This is a genomic window from Clostridium aromativorans, assembly GCF_020908015.1.
GTDB classification, from domain to species: Bacteria; Bacillota; Clostridia; order Clostridiales; family Clostridiaceae; genus Clostridium_B; species Clostridium_B aromativorans.
In genome coordinates this window covers 95174-109964 of record NZ_JAJJPB010000007.1, presented here as the reverse complement: position 1 = coordinate 109964, position 14791 = coordinate 95174, and the positions used below count along the sequence as shown (strand labels likewise).

Annotated in this window: 13 protein-coding genes; 1 reads left to right on the top strand and 12 read right to left on the bottom strand. The window is 35.7% G+C overall.

What is annotated here, in order from left to right; genetic code table 11:
- Positions 1–71 precede the first annotated feature (71 nt).
- Positions 72–3506 carry a pyruvate carboxylase gene (locus tag LN736_RS07955; protein ID WP_229981312.1) on the bottom strand — a complete coding sequence of 1145 codons (3435 nt, stop codon included), beginning with the start codon at positions 3504–3506 and terminating at the stop codon, positions 72–74.
- Between the two features lie 491 nt (positions 3507–3997).
- Positions 3998–5023, bottom strand: a complete 1026-nt coding sequence (gene tsaD, locus LN736_RS07950) for a tRNA (adenosine(37)-N6)-threonylcarbamoyltransferase complex transferase subunit TsaD (RefSeq protein ID WP_150357390.1) — start codon at positions 5021–5023, stop codon at positions 3998–4000.
- 201 nt (positions 5024–5224) lie between these two features.
- On the opposite strand from tsaD, the gene LN736_RS07945 reads away from it, so the two are divergent.
- Positions 5225–5857: a RusA family crossover junction endodeoxyribonuclease gene (locus LN736_RS07945; protein WP_150357388.1), complete on the top strand. Its 633-nt coding sequence runs from the start codon at positions 5225–5227 to the stop codon at positions 5855–5857.
- A 62-nt stretch (positions 5858–5919) separates the two neighbouring features.
- On the opposite strand, the gene LN736_RS07940 is transcribed toward LN736_RS07945, so the two are convergent.
- The 10 genes from LN736_RS07940 to gcvH all read right to left on the bottom strand — a co-directional run bounded on the left by LN736_RS07940 (position 5920) and on the right by gcvH (position 14729).
- Positions 5920–6516, bottom strand: a complete 597-nt coding sequence (locus LN736_RS07940; RefSeq protein ID WP_229981311.1) for a DUF1836 domain-containing protein — start codon at positions 6514–6516, stop codon at positions 5920–5922.
- Positions 6517–6679: 163 nt separating this feature from the next.
- On the bottom strand, positions 6680–7060 hold the full coding sequence (locus LN736_RS07935; RefSeq protein ID WP_150357384.1) for a DUF1667 domain-containing protein: 381 nt from the start codon (positions 7058–7060) through the stop codon (positions 6680–6682).
- Positions 7061–7064: 4 nt separating this feature from the next.
- Positions 7065–8324: an NAD(P)/FAD-dependent oxidoreductase gene (locus tag LN736_RS07930; protein WP_150357382.1), complete on the bottom strand. Its 1260-nt coding sequence runs from the start codon at positions 8322–8324 to the stop codon at positions 7065–7067.
- A gap of 108 nt (positions 8325–8432) precedes the next feature.
- Positions 8433–9872: an NAD(P)/FAD-dependent oxidoreductase gene (locus tag LN736_RS07925; RefSeq protein WP_150357380.1), complete on the bottom strand. Its 1440-nt coding sequence runs from the start codon at positions 9870–9872 to the stop codon at positions 8433–8435.
- Between the two features lie 224 nt (positions 9873–10096).
- On the bottom strand, positions 10097–10942 hold the full coding sequence (locus LN736_RS07920; RefSeq protein WP_229981310.1) for a formate/nitrite transporter family protein: 846 nt from the start codon (positions 10940–10942) through the stop codon (positions 10097–10099).
- A 35-nt stretch (positions 10943–10977) separates the two neighbouring features.
- Positions 10978–11610 (bottom strand): DUF3786 domain-containing protein, encoded by a 633-nt coding sequence (locus tag LN736_RS07915; protein WP_150357376.1) that lies wholly within the window; start codon positions 11608–11610, stop codon positions 10978–10980.
- A 130-nt stretch (positions 11611–11740) separates the two neighbouring features.
- Entirely contained in the window at positions 11741–12025 is a 285-nt protein-coding gene (locus tag LN736_RS07910) for a zinc transporter (protein WP_150357374.1), read from the bottom strand.
- A gap of 37 nt (positions 12026–12062) precedes the next feature.
- On the bottom strand, positions 12063–12257 hold the full coding sequence (locus LN736_RS07905) for a CooT family nickel-binding protein (protein WP_150357372.1): 195 nt from the start codon (positions 12255–12257) through the stop codon (positions 12063–12065).
- 123 nt (positions 12258–12380) lie between these two features.
- Positions 12381–14315, bottom strand: a complete 1935-nt coding sequence (gene acsV / locus LN736_RS07900) for a corrinoid activation/regeneration protein AcsV (protein WP_150357370.1) — start codon at positions 14313–14315, stop codon at positions 12381–12383.
- A 39-nt stretch (positions 14316–14354) separates the two neighbouring features.
- On the bottom strand, positions 14355–14729 hold the full coding sequence (gene gcvH / locus LN736_RS07895) for a glycine cleavage system protein GcvH (protein ID WP_150357368.1): 375 nt from the start codon (positions 14727–14729) through the stop codon (positions 14355–14357).
- Positions 14730–14791 lie beyond the last annotated feature (62 nt).

The following is a 14791-nucleotide window of genomic DNA, read 5'->3' as shown; positions in this document are numbered from 1 at the left end:
ATAGGAAATGGGCACTCCTGAGAAATTTCAGTGGTGCCCATTACATTATAGAAACATCTTTTAGAATTGTGTTATTTCAATTTGACTAAAAGCTCACCGGTTCTAACCCTCTGGCCTTCTTTTACAAACACACCTTCAACTACTCCTGAAGTAGTTGCTGTAACATTTGTTTCCATTTTCATAGCTTCTATTACAATCAAACTCTGTCCTTCCTTAACTTCACTTCCGGTCTTTACAAGTGTCTTAACAATATTTCCCGGTATACTTGCTCCTATTTCCTTATCATTATCCGGATCTGCCATCACAGATGAATTTTCCTGAATTACAGATCCCGCAGAGAATGATTTATCTTTTATTCTTATGTCTCTCTTATTTCCATTTATTTCAAATACCAAAAATCTATATCCCTCAGAATCAGCTTTTGTAATATCCAGTAATTGTACATATAAACTGCGTCCTTGACCCATCTCAACTTCACAAAATTCACCTTCAGAAAGTCCATAGAAAAATGTGCTGCTTTCCATATGACTGAGATCCCCAAACTTGTCTACATAGTTTAAGTAATCTTCAAATACATCAGGATAAAGAGCGTAGCTGATAATTTCATTTCCATCAAATTTTCTCTTGTATTTTTTACTCAAGTGTTCTTCTATCTTCTTAAAATCTTCAGGCGGTAGAAATTCTCCTGGTCTGCCAGCTAAAGGTTCTTCTCCTTTTAATACCAGTTTTTGAAGTTTCTTGGGAAATCCTCCCATAGGCTGACCCATCATACCTTTGAAATAAGAAACCGTAGAATCAGGAAAATTTAAACTCTTTCCCTTTTCATATATATTTTCCTCGTTCAAATTATTTTGCACCATGAATATAGCTAGATCACCTACCATTTTAGATGATGGGGTCACTTTGACTATATTTCCAAGCATCTTGTTTACTCTGGTATACATATTCTTTACGTCTTCAAAACGATCGCCTAGTCCAAAACTCTCCACTTGAGGCTTTAAATTAGAATATTGACCTCCAGGGATTTCATATTTATATATCTCTGCAGTACTGGATTTAAGACCTGATTCAAACTGGCTGTATACAGGCCTTACATCCTGCCAATAATCTGATATTTTTTGAAGTTTATCAAGATCAAGCCCCGTATCCCTTTCCGTATTTTGAAGTGCTGCCACTACGGAATTAAGTGACGGCTGGCTTGTAAGTCCCGACATGCTGCTGAAAGCAGTATCCACAATGTCAACTCCTGCCTGAGAAGCCATTATAAGCGTTGCAACTCCATTTCCCGTAGTATCGTGAGTATGAAGATGTATCGGTATGGATATCTCATTTTTAAGGGCTTTTATGAGTTTATAAGCTGCATAAGGTTTCAAAAGCGAAGACATATCCTTTATTCCCAGGATATTAGCTCCCGTCTTCTCTATATCTTTAGCTAAATTTACATAGTATTCCAATGTATACTTGTCTTTATTACTATCTAACACATCTCCCGTATAGCACATGCAGGCTTCAGCTATTTTACCTTGATTTAAAACTTCATCTACAGCAACCTCCATACCTTTTAGCCAGTTTAGAGAATCAAATATTCTAAACACATCAATACCTGAATTAGCAGACTGCTTTATAAATTCTCTTATTACATTGTCAGGATAATTTTTATATCCAACTGCATTTGCTCCCCTTAAGAGCATCTGGAATAATATATTAGGTATTTTTTCTCTTAATTTTTCAAGCCTTTCCCAGGGTGATTCCTTCAAAAATCTGTAGGCTACATCAAAAGTAGCTCCACCCCACATTTCCATGGAAAATAGATCCTTTGTCAATACTGATTGGGCATCTGCTATCTTTAACATATCCCTGGTTCTCATTCTCGTAGCCATCAATGACTGATGAGCATCTCTCATAGTGGTATCAGTGAGCAAAAGCTTTTTTTGAGACTTTATCCAGTCAACAAGCCCCTTCTGACCCTTTTCATCCAATATCTGCTTGGTTCCGGTAAGCTTCAGTCCTTTTTCTACAACTGGTACAGTTGGAACATTAAAGCTTGGCTTTTTACCATGTGTCCCATTTATCACTTTTTCCCCTATAAACTTCATTATTCTAAGATCTTCATCAGGCTTTGGATCTATGTTAAACAGTTCAGGAGTATTTTCAATGAAATTAGTATCACATTCACCTCTGTGGAATTTTTCATTGTTCAGTACATTTATCAAAAATCCAGCATTTGTCTTGACACCAGATATGACAGTTTCCTTTATGGAACGTATTGATTTTCTTATCGCATCTTCAAAGGTTCTTGACCAGGATATATTTTTTACAAGAAGGCTGTCATAATATGGGCTTATAACTGCTCCTGTAAATCCACTTCCACCATCCAATCTTATTCCAAAGCCGGACCCTGTCCTATACATGTCTATTCTTCCAGTATCCGGTGCAAAATTATTCAGTGGATCCTCTGTAGTGACCCTGCACTGTATGGCATAGCCATTTAATTTAATATCATTCTGAGAATTTATACCTATTTCTTTTGAATTAAGCGGATAGCCTTCAGCTATAAGTATTTGGCCCTGGACAATATCTATTCCTGTAACCATTTCACTCACTGTATGCTCTACCTGAATTCTGGTATTCATCTCTATGAAATAGTGATTACCGCCTTTATCTACTAAGAATTCCAGTGTTCCTGCACTTCTATATCCTACAGTTCTTGCAATTTTCAGTGCATCTTCACATATCTCATTTCTCTTTTCCTTTGACAGAGCTATAGCCGGTGTAAATTCTATTACCTTTTGATGTCTTCTCTGTATGGAACAATCCCTTTCATACAAGTGCACTATATTGCCATATTTATCACCAAGTACCTGAACCTCAATATGTTTAGGGCCTTCAATATATTTTTCAATAAATATGTTTTCTGAGCCAAAAGCCTTTTTTGATTCACTCTTTGCACTGTTGTATGCCTCTATAAGATCTTCTTCTTTTCTGACTATTCTCATGCCTCTTCCGCCGCCGCCAGCTGCTGCTTTAATCATGACAGGATACCCACAAAATTTTGCAGATTCCAAAGCTTGCTGTTCTGTTCTTATGGGTTCTTGAACTCCGGGTATGGTTGGCACTCCGGCTTTTTTTGCTACAATCTTGGATTTTATCTTATCACCAAGCATCTCCATCATATTTGAAGTTGGTCCAATAAATTCTATACCAGCTTCCTCACATTTCCTTGCAAATTCAGAATTTTCTGCAAGGAACCCATATCCCGGATGTATTGCATCTACCTTTTTCTTCAGAGCTATATCTATTATCTCATCAATATCCAGATATGCCTCTACTGGATTTTTATCTTTCCCTATCAAATAGGACTCATCAGCTTTAGTTCTAAAAAGAGATCTCTTGTCCTCATTAGAATATATCGCTATGGTAGTTATCCCTAATTCCTGACAAGCTCTGAATATTCTTATAGCAATTTCCCCTCTATTTGCCACAAGTACTCTCTTAATTTTTCTCATAGATTACTCATCCCCTTTATAAAAATTATATATTTTTGTATATTTATTAGCTTATACCATTAAATTTGAGCGATACAATATTATTATATATAAGTAATAAAATTATTTCAATTGAATTATTCCTATTTTATTCATTCATATATTAATTCCGACAAAATTCTAGCTAATGTGTATTTCATTCTATAACTGCCGTAGATTACAGCATGTTTTCTTTTATAAAACCAAGTGCTCATCTGCAATTCTTTTAGATTCAAAAAATCAGTGTCAATACAAACTATTATATATCCTACTAGCAGTTTTGTAAATAGTATATTATATATATTATTTATGTTACTTTATATCATGATAAAATATCCAATAGTGTGTCACAATTAAAATTTACTACATCCACCGCAAATCGAAGATTTGGGCTCCAAACTTAGGAAACTCCACCTCCCTTCGGTCCGGCGGAGTAAGCGACTCGCACCAAATCGAAGATTTGGGCTCCCTGCTTATCTTTCTCCCAATTTTAGATTGGGAACTGCATTTAAACTCAAGGGACTTGTATTTCCTTTGATATATTCAAAATAAGCCGCACTTCCTATCATAGCTGCATTATCAGTACATAATACAAAATCAGGAAACATGACCCTTATATTATTATCATTTCCTCTTTTTATCAAGGTTTCCCTAAGGCAAGTATTGGCTGCCACACCCCCTGCTACAGCTATTCTATCTACATGCTTTAAACTACATGCCTTCAATGCATTATCCACTAAAAAACTCACCACAGCTTTCTGAAAGGAAGCTGCTACATCAGCCCTATTTATGATCTCTTTTTTCATTTCCTTTCGATTCAAATAATTTAACACAGAGGATTTTAATCCACTGAACGAAAAATCGAGGGAACTGTCATCATGAAAATTTGCCCTTGGAAATTTAATAATTTCCGGATTACCTTCTCTGGCCAATCTATCAATTTTAGGTCCTCCCGGATATCCCAGTCCAATAGCTCTTGCCACCTTGTCATAGGCTTCCCCGGCAGCATCATCCCTAGTTTGGCCTAATACCTCAAATTTTCCATAATCTTTCATATAAACTAAGTAAGTATGCCCTCCAGATACCACCAGACACACAAAAGGCGGTTCTAAATCCTTATACTGTATAAAATTAGCACTTATATGGCCCTCTATATGATTCACTCCGATCATAGGCCTATGCAATGCATAAGCCAGTCCCTTCGCATATTGAAGACCCACAAGGAGTGCACCTACAAGCCCTGGACCATAAGTAACCCCTACAGCATCTATATCCTTGAGCTCAATTTTAGCTTCTTCCAATGCCTGTTTTACTACTATACTTATAACCTCTATATGCTTTCTAGATGCCACCTCCGGCACCACACCTCCAAATTTTTTATGAATATTTATTTGCGAAGATATTATATTTGAAAGCACCTGTCTTCCGTCAATCACTACAGCTGCAGAGGTTTCATCGCAGCTGCTTTCAATAGCCAATATTTTTATACCCTTATCCATAAACATTTTTACCTTTCCATTTAAATTATCTCATATTTATATCTATATCATTGAATTATACTACTTATTTTTTTTACAGTATAGTAGGTTTTAAATTTAATTCTTCTAGCATTTCCACTTCAGATTAGAACACATATGATATAATATATAATAAAGATTCATACAATCTTTAAATCTTACTAATATACCGAGGAATAAAGTATGAATAAATCCTATGCTAAAATTATAGTAAAAGGCTCTCCCATAACTAAGTCCAATTTCAAATTATTCAATATAAAAGGAAGAGCTATTTTACCTTATAATTCAGGTAAATACCACGACAGATATGCACTGTATGAAGAACAGATAGCTTATGAATGCAGGAGTCAAAATCCCGGAGTGATTATATCAGAATCTCTAATAGCTGTATTAAAGGTGTATTACAAAAGTAAAAAAAGGCACCCTGATACCAGCAATATAACTAAAAGTATATTTGATGGAATTGAAAAGAGCGGCCTTATAATAAACGATGCCCAGATTCGTAAAATAATTACAGAGGAGTTCTATGATAAAAATAATCCCAGATTTGAACTAGAATTATTTGGTGAAAGCCATTATAATCTAAAATATTCTATTTGTGAAAATGACTTTATAGAGGAAAAGATAAATTATTCACCTCCTCCCAATAGAAAAAAAATTTATAAGAACAGCATTAAAATACAAAATCCCAAGGAGAACACCTCAGTGCCCAAATGTCAGATCTGCGGCAAATCACTTCAGCATGATGAAATTATATCTGCCAACAAAGGTAAAACCTTAATATGTAAGAACTGCTTCAACAAATTGTTCAAATAGCATTAATAATAATCAAGAAACCAATAGAGCTTTTCACTGAACAATGAAAAACTCTATTTATACTATTTTTTGAAAAAATTGTCGATTATTTTTTCCGCCATTCTCTTTTCTATATTGGCTTTTACAACCAACATAATTACAATCACTATGAGTTCATCTAACTTTTCCCCTGAATTCTCACCAAAATTATCACAACCTCCATCTAAAATATTCTGTTTTTCAATTTTACTCTCAAAGTCCTCTACAAAGGTCTTTACTTGACTGTCTTCTATCTTTAAAAACGTCTTATATATATTATTTAGATTCTCTTCATCATATTGTCCCGACATTATAGAATCTACTATAGGGGAAAATAAGCTCTGGATATCACCTATGGATAGAATTTGTTTTAAATAATAAATCAATATGATTAAGATCATATGCTGCCTGGAATATTTTTTCTTCTCAGGAGGCATAAGTATACCTGCTTTAGTATAGTTGTTTATCATAGTTTTAGTAATAGTTCTGTCTTTTTTATCTCTTTTCAAATAGCCTAATTTATCTTCAATAAAAGTAGTAACCTGATCCATATATAGATCTATATCCGGTATGTTTTCAAGTTTTAACTGTTTAAAATTTCCAAGTTCTTCTATCAATTTTTCCAATGTTTCTCTACCCACATTAAATCCTCCTACTTTATAAGTACTAAATGCAATATACATGTAAAAGCCTCTCGATAGCTAATAACATTATTATAACATAGAAGAACTACATCCTTAATTTAAAAAATTATATTATCGGCCTTAATCTAAAAAAGCGTAGAAAATTTCTACGCCTTCTAGCTTATGCTGTCTTATCATTTGCACTGTCAACTTTTTTAGTTGCTATAATATTCACCCCTGAATCTGCTACATTTTTAAGTATAACATCTCCTATATTTATAGGGGCCTTAACCACTACTCCCTTCAATGCTCTTATAGAGTCGAATATCTTTTCCTTTGGTATATCTCTTTCCGTCTTTACAGGGACAACATCTATTTCTCCGTCTTCTACATATACGGAAGAAGTAACTATCCTAGTAGGACTAGTGCACTCCTTTTTTCCGTATTCTTCTCCTCTTTTACAGGTATTCCCCGTAACTTCTATCACTTTATCTCCCTCTAATTTAACTAAAAGCTGACATCCCATAGGACAACCTATACAGGTCAATTCTCTTTTATTCATATTCTTACTTCCCTTCTACCTTTATGGTTATTCTTTTACAATTAGGATATTTATCTAAAAGCCCTCTGGTAAGTTTGACTTTCTCCATTTCTCCCGGGGTGAGTATTCTCTTTTTTATATGCATCTCTCTAACATCATCAAAATACACCGATATAAAGCTATCCTTAAACACATCTCCCACTCTAAATCTAACATCTATTGATTTTTCCACATTCTCAGGGTTTATAAACTGAGGAACTGTGTATCTAATCCCATCTACAGCCAAAACTTCTATTTTATTACCTTTAAAACTTTCTCCCCTTACATATTTAGCAGCGTTTTTACCTGCATTCAAACTTTCTGCAGTAACATTGTCAACTAGGTCATGGACATGAAGTACATTTCCACAGGCAAATATTCCGTTTACATTGGTTTCCAAGCTCTCATCTACTACAGGACCTCCTGTTATATTTGACAATTTTACTTCAGCTTTTCTGGAAAGTTCATTTTCAGGCAGAAGTCCTACAGATAAAAGCAGGGTGTCACAGGGTATATATTCTTCCGTGCCCTTTATGACCTTTCTGTCTTTTCCCACTTCGGCAATAGTTACGCCTTCAACTCTTTCCTTGCCTTTTATATCCGTCACTGTATGACTCAGCTTCAGCGGGATTTCAAAATCATCCAGACACTGAACTATATTTCTCTTAAGGCCACTGGAATAAGGCAAAAGTTCTACTACAGCCTTAACCTTTGCACCTTCTAAAGTCATTCTTCTGGCCATTATAAGTCCTATATCACCAGATCCTAATATTACTACTTCCTTTCCCGGCATATACCCTTCCACATTGACAAATTTTTGAGCTGAACCAGCTGTATATATACCAGCACATCTGCTTCCAGGTATATTTATCGCTCCTCTTGGCCTCTCTCTACATCCCATGGATAGAATTATGGATTTAGCTTTTATCTCAATTATGCCCTCTTCTTCATTTACTGCTGTTATAATTTTATCCTTATTTAAATCAAGTACCATGGTATTTAATTTATATGGAATGTTCATGTCTTTCACTTTGTCTATAAATCTCTGAGCATATTCGGGGCCTGTAAGTTCCTCCTTAAAAACATGAAGTCCAAATCCATTGTGAATACATTGGTTCAGTATACCCCCAAGCTGATTTTCCCTTTCAAGTATCAATATATTATCTATGCCTTCTTCTTTAACCGATATAGCTGCTGCAAGTCCTGCAGGACCGCCGCCTATTATTACTACGTCATATTCTCGCATATTTAAAACCTCCAAATCATCCTAATTTATCCAATCCACAATTTGCAATGCACAGTTTACAATTTAAGAAGATTTTTGACTGCACCGAAAGTCAAGCAAATTTGATATTTAGACTGATACATTCTCTTTATCTTTTCCCACCAGTAAGTTCGAGTGCTCTCCCGATTTAGTCACTTCCTGAGGCGAAATTCTAAGCTCACGTGCCAGAATTTCAACCACTCTAGGTCCACAGAAGCCTCCCTGACATCTTCCCATACCTGCCCTGGTCCTCTTCTTTACACCATCCACACTTCTTGCTCCCAGCGGTCTTCTTATAGCATCTACTATTTCACCTTCTGTAACAGTTTCACATCTGCATATTATCCTGCCATATTTAGAATTCTTGGCAATCATTTTCTTCCTTTCCTGATTAGTCATCTCTCTAAATTTAGGTATTCCCTTCCTTATTGGATTAAACTTGTCATTTTTTTCAGGTTTCAACCTATTTACTATAATGTCTCTAATGACAACTGCTATGGCAGGTGAACTGGACAATCCTGGTGATTCAATACCAGCTGCATTTATAAAATTAGGAGCATCTTCTACTTCTCCAATCACAAAATCACCTGTACCATGGGCTCTCAATCCTGAAAACGATGTTATAACCTGCCTCATAGGTAATTGATTTACACTGAGGGATGCCTTTGAAATTATGAAGCCAAGCCCTTCGCTGGTAGTATTTAAATCCTCCTTGTCATCTATATCTTCTGCATCGGGACCTATCAAAAGATTTCCATCTACTGTAGGGGTAACCAAAACTCCCTTCCCCATTTTAGTAGGTAACTGGAATATTGTCCTGGAAACGGTATCTCCCACCGCCTTGTCAAACAGACAGTACTGTCCTCTTCTAGGAATTATACTCAATTTATTTTTACTTACCATGTTATTTATTTCATCGGAAAATACTCCTGCTGCATTCACTACAATTTTACTCTCTATATCGCCTTTATCAGTTTTTATTAAATAGTTTCCCCCACTTTTAACTATAGAAGTCACTTTAGTATCCAATTTAAACTCCGTTCCATTTGTAAATGCATTTTCAGCCAGTGCGATGGTCATTTCATAAGGGCAGACTATTCCACCTGTTGGAGCATACAGTGCAGCAATCACATTCTTTGATAAATTAGGTTCCATCTCCCTCACTTTATCTCCATCTAATATTTCAAGATCAGGTACTCCATTCTCAATTCCCTGCTGTTTTAATTTTTCAAGATCTGGAATGCCCTCTTTATCGAAGCAAACTACTAATGAACCTATTCTTTTAAACGGAAAATCCAACTCTTTAGAAAGTTTATCGAACATTTTATTTCCCCTGGAATTCAATTTTCCCTTCAAAGTACCAGGCTTAGCATCAAACCCTGCATGAACTATGGCACTATTGGCTTTGCTGGTTCCGTTTCCAACATCAAAATCTTTTTCTACAACACATACATTAAGTTTATATTTGCATAACTCTCTTGCTATGGAACTTCCGATAACTCCGGCCCCTATAATGGTCACATCAAACATAAGACAATACCTCCTTAATAAAGTAACTTTTAGATTCAGGTGAATTTCACCATAGAAATAGTTAAAAAGAAAAAGAGCTAACCTTAAGATATATTATAATATATCTTAAAATTTGGCTCTCTTTTTACTCTGCCATTTATTATATTTTCTTATACGCCTTTAGTATATCATACAAATATCCAATATTCAATAGCAAAAAATAACAAATTCATTGTAATCAAGTATTACTTATAAGCAATGCTTTTCTTCTCATAAGCTCTGTGGTGCTTATATACTATAAAATAAGACATTGCTACCAATACAGCTCCTCCAACTATATTCCCAAGGGTTACAGGTATGAGGTTATGTACAACTCCCATTCCGCTTATTATTTTATCCTGTGACAATCCTGAAGTTGCGACAAAAGAAGGATTGGATTTTGCAAAAATTCCCGCCATTAAGAAATACATATTTGCAACACAATGTTCAAAACCGCAGGTTACAAAAGTCATTATGGGAAACCATATTATCATTACTTTACCCACTATATCCTTGGCTGCAAAAGCCCCCCACACAGCAAGGCACACTAAAAAATTACACATTATTCCACTGCAGAAGGCAGTTCCAAAAGGCAGTGCAGCTTTTGTAGATGCTACCTTTATAACCGTTCCTCCTAATTTTCCACTGCTCAACCCAAAAACCCCGCCTTCAAATACCAGAAAAGCCACCAGTACTGATCCTACAAAATTAAATATATAAACAACTATCCAGTTTTTAATCATAGATTCAAAATCTATTTCTCCTCCTGCTAAAGGTACCACCATAAGACAATTTCCCGTAAAAAGTTCTGCTCCGCATATAACTACCAACATAAGTCCCACAGGGAAAACAGCACCCCCAGCAAATTTTGCAAGCCCGACATTGGTTATGCTGTGAGATACTACTGCAGAAACAACTCCTCCTACTGCAATAAACGCTCCTGCCAGCGTCCCCAGTATAGCTTGCTGGGAAATATTGAGACCTGCCTTGGTACATCCAGCTCCTACTGCAGCATCACATATTTCATTAGGCTTTAACATATTACTTTCCATACAAATTCCCCCTTTTTTAAACCCCTGTATTCAAACTAAATATCCAACTTCATCATAGTTCCTATAGCTACATCTCCTACTACTGCCAAATCCTCTGCTGTAAAGTAAAAAAGTACATTGCTATTAAACAGTATCTGGGAAGAGGCTGGAAACTCTTCATCATCCTTCCAGATCGCAAAGATCACATATATATTATTTAAAAATTGAAATTTATAGGCAGCATCACCCATCTCCACTTTTTCTGCTCCTAATTTTTCAAATATTTCTTTAAACCTTTCTACATTCTTTCCAAAAGTTCTGGATAATCGTAAAATACACCTTCCATAGAAATTATTATAGTATACATTCCCACCTTCTATTTCCCTATAGGTAATGTATTTACGGGAAGGCTCTACTCCCTTGCCATGAATTAGATACCGCAAAATTAAAGTTTTTGGAGGATAGGCTTCAAATTTAGAACCATTTTTACTATATATATCTCCAGAAGGATACCTCACTATCAAATCTTGTCCCATTAATTTCACAGTTATCTCTTCCGCAGCTTTATTAAAAGTGCATCCTGTATTTTTAGCCATTATTTCAGGGTTAAAATTCTTAAATACGGTCTTATAGTGATCATAGGGTATTTTATCCTTCCTATTTTTATCTGTATTAATCTTATCTCCCATCTATTTGCACTCCTTAAACTAAACCTTATTTGATTTCGGCATAATGTACTCCAATTAACAATTTAGATAAACTTGATTTTAAAACTGGTTTCAAAATCAAGTTTATCTAAAATTATACAATACATCAACCTTACATATATTCCTTTGCTTTTTGCAGCATATCATCAGCTTGTTTCATAAATTTCACTGCTTTTTCAATATATTGTGAAGTTTCAATTTTTCCCATACTTCTGGCCTTATTTACCCATTCTGAAAATCCTTCTTCATGGGATTTATTATGTTCTATCCAATGATCCAACAGTATTTTCAATGTTTTTTCCTCTTTGCCCTTTTCAACTTCCAATGTACTGTCCTGGGTGTGGATATGGTGATGCTCCCCGCTGTGGCAATGTGCATGGGTATGTTCATCTTTCATAGTAAACCCCTCCTCAATATTATATTTCACTGCAAAATTATACAACCTTTTCTATGACTATCTTATTTTTCAAAAGATCTACCTCTTTTAACATTCCCTCTATTATTTTTTCTTCCCCCAAAATATCCGTTAAAAACAATTTGCCATTTTCCTTCGGAATTATATTTACCACATAATCCATAACTTTGCTTTCACCTTCGGGTGTTACCAAATATGCCGTCGATTCACACATATCAATTACCTCCTTTTTAACTCACACAAAAAATTTCATATCAATCTACAGGATTATAAAACACTTCCTTAAATTTAAGTATACTCTTTCTAATATGCTATTAAAACAACCACTAAAAAGTTTTTACACAGACTTATTGAAGCACCTCTTAACAGTAGGAAATTTGTCTATATCCGTATGAGGTAAAAAGCAGGCTGATACAAATTCATCCATATACTCCGGTTCAACACTTAGTTCCACATAAGTCATACTGTTGGCTATCTCTTCCAATTTACGCCTCGCATCTTCACTCATAAGGGTCAAATAACATCCCATGAGTGAACTATTGCCTATATAGTGGATTTTATTCTGATCTATATCGGGCAGCATTCCTATCTTAACCGCATTACCTATGTCAAGGCTATTTCCTATACCACCTGCTATATATATTTTATCAATGTCAGTAAAATCCATGGATAGATCCTTCAAAAGCGTAGTAATTCCAGAATATATAGCTGCTTTTGCCCTTATAAAATTATCTATATCAACTTCTGTTATACTGATATCCCTTTCCAAATCACACTGTTCCTTAAATGCCAAAATATATTCCCCAATTCCATGTTCGTCAAATCTAATCCTATTGGTATCCAGATCTCTTACAATTTTCCCCTTCCTGTCTATGATTCCGGCAAACATCATCTCACATATAAGATCTATAATACCAGAACCGCATATTCCAAGGGGTTTTTCCTGACCAATGACCTTTAAAGTAGGCTCATAACTGCTGTCAATGCTGACTTTTTCTACAGCACCACCGGACGCCCTCATACCGCAGCTTATCTCTCCGCCCTCAAAGGCCGGTCCTGCAGAGCAGGCACAAGTCATGAGATATTCACTATTTCCAAATACTATTTCCCCATTGGTTCCCAGGTCTATAAAAAGTATATTTTCCTCGCTGTTCCAGATCCCTGAAGACAGCACCCCTGAAGATATGTCTCCACCTACATAGCTTGCTACAGAAGGTACCAGGTATATAAACGTCTCAGGATTAACTTCTATATCGAGCTCTGAAGCCTTTATAAAAGGTGTCTTCACAAAAGCAGGTATATAGGGTTCCATTCTCAGAAAGTTCGGGTATACTCCCAGAAAAAGATGGGACATGGTAGTATTTCCAGCTGCGACAAAAGATACTACCTGATCCCTTGATATCCCAGAATCCATATACATTTTACTAAGCAGCGGATTTATAGTTTCCTGTATTACAGCATGATTCAATTCTTCAAGCCCGCTGCCTTTAGTAGAATATATTATTCTATTTATAACATCTGCACCATACTTCATTTGGGCGTTTCCCGAAGAAGCTTTTGCAATCAATTCACCGTTGTATAAATCCACCAAGCAAGCTGCTACGGAAGTAGTCCCTATATCCACCGCTGCTCCATAGAGCTCTTTAGTTTTGTCTCCCTCTTCTATATTGATGATTGTAGTCTTTTCTTTCCCCCTGGGTATATGAGTTATGGTAATCTTAAAATCTGCTTTCCTTAAGAGTTTAGGTATTTTCTTCAATATGGGAAGCCTGCAAAATACACTATTATAATTCAGCTGTTTTTTCACATGCCTTTTCAGTCTCTCAAAATCAGATATATTGTCATCCAATGTAGGTGGATCAAGTTCCAGATATTCCTTTTTTACATAGGTTCCAAATTTCATGCCACTTTTCAGCATACGCTCTCTGGAATCATTAAATATATCTTTTTCCCTGCTGCTGGAAAAGTCCTCTATCTTCATACCATGCATTGAAGATGACTCAGTTTCAGGTATTTCAACAACTGCATTGCCCTTGATAATACTTTGGCAAGCAAGTACATACCCATTTTTTTTCTCCGTTTCGGTGATATTTTTGCTGCTCATCGAAATAATATTGCCGCTTATTACCCTAACTTTACATTTTCCACAAGCTCCACTTCCATTACATGGAGTGTCCATAAATATACCAGCTTTTCTTACAGCTTCCAAGAGATTTTCCCCATCTGGGACTTCTATTTCCCTTCCATAAGGATTAAATTTTATTCTCACCATATCTTGCAAATACCTCCTTTACAAAAAGCAGCAAATTATCTATTCCAATCCTGATTCATATTCAGAGGAACTCAACAGGTCTTTAATCTCGCTGTCATCCTTTATCTTTATTTTTATTATCCACGCATCATAAGGATCTTCATTTATATATTCAGGCTCATCATCCAGCTTCTCATTGATTTCGACTACTTCACCGGATAATGGAGATATCGTATCCGATGCCTTTTTAGATGATTCAACTACTCCAAAAGAACTGTCCTTTACGACTTCATCTCCCACTTCTGGCATTTCCACAAATAGTATTTCACCCAGCTGCTCCTGGGCAAAATCGCTTATACCTATAAGTGCTGTATCACCTTCCACTTTTGCCCAGGTATGCTCCTTACTATAGTACAATTTCTCCGGAAAATTCATAGATACCACCTCTTTTATAATTTTAAATATTGGGGATAACAGAAACAATGATCTCCTGTTTC

Coding starts and splice junctions, on each gene's coding strand:
- LN736_RS07935 (WP_150357384.1), bottom strand. CDS start 7,060: ATGAATAAAAGAGAATTGACCTGTATAGGTTGTCCTATGGGATGTCAG.
- LN736_RS07955 (WP_229981312.1), bottom strand. CDS start 3,506: ATGAGAAAAATTAAGAGAGTACTTGTGGCAAATAGAGGGGAAATTGCT.
- LN736_RS07915 (WP_150357376.1), bottom strand. CDS start 11,610: ATGGGAGATAAGATTAATACAGATAAAAATAGGAAGGATAAAATACCC.
- LN736_RS07910 (WP_150357374.1), bottom strand. CDS start 12,025: ATGAAAGATGAACATACCCATGCACATTGCCACAGCGGGGAGCATCAC.
- LN736_RS07930 (WP_150357382.1), bottom strand. CDS start 8,324: ATGCGAGAATATGACGTAGTAATAATAGGCGGCGGTCCTGCAGGACTT.
- LN736_RS07920 (WP_229981310.1), bottom strand. CDS start 10,942: ATGGAAAGTAATATGTTAAAGCCTAATGAAATATGTGATGCTGCAGTA.
- gcvH (WP_150357368.1), bottom strand. CDS start 14,729: ATGAATTTTCCGGAGAAATTGTACTATAGTAAGGAGCATACCTGGGCA.
- LN736_RS07905 (WP_150357372.1), bottom strand. CDS start 12,257: ATGTGTGAATCGACGGCATATTTGGTAACACCCGAAGGTGAAAGCAAA.
- LN736_RS07945 (WP_150357388.1), top strand. CDS start 5,225: ATGAATAAATCCTATGCTAAAATTATAGTAAAAGGCTCTCCCATAACT.
- acsV (WP_150357370.1), bottom strand. CDS start 14,315: ATGGTGAGAATAAAATTTAATCCTTATGGAAGGGAAATAGAAGTCCCA.
- LN736_RS07925 (WP_150357380.1), bottom strand. CDS start 9,872: ATGTTTGATGTGACCATTATAGGGGCCGGAGTTATCGGAAGTTCCATA.
- tsaD (WP_150357390.1), bottom strand. CDS start 5,023: ATGGATAAGGGTATAAAAATATTGGCTATTGAAAGCAGCTGCGATGAA.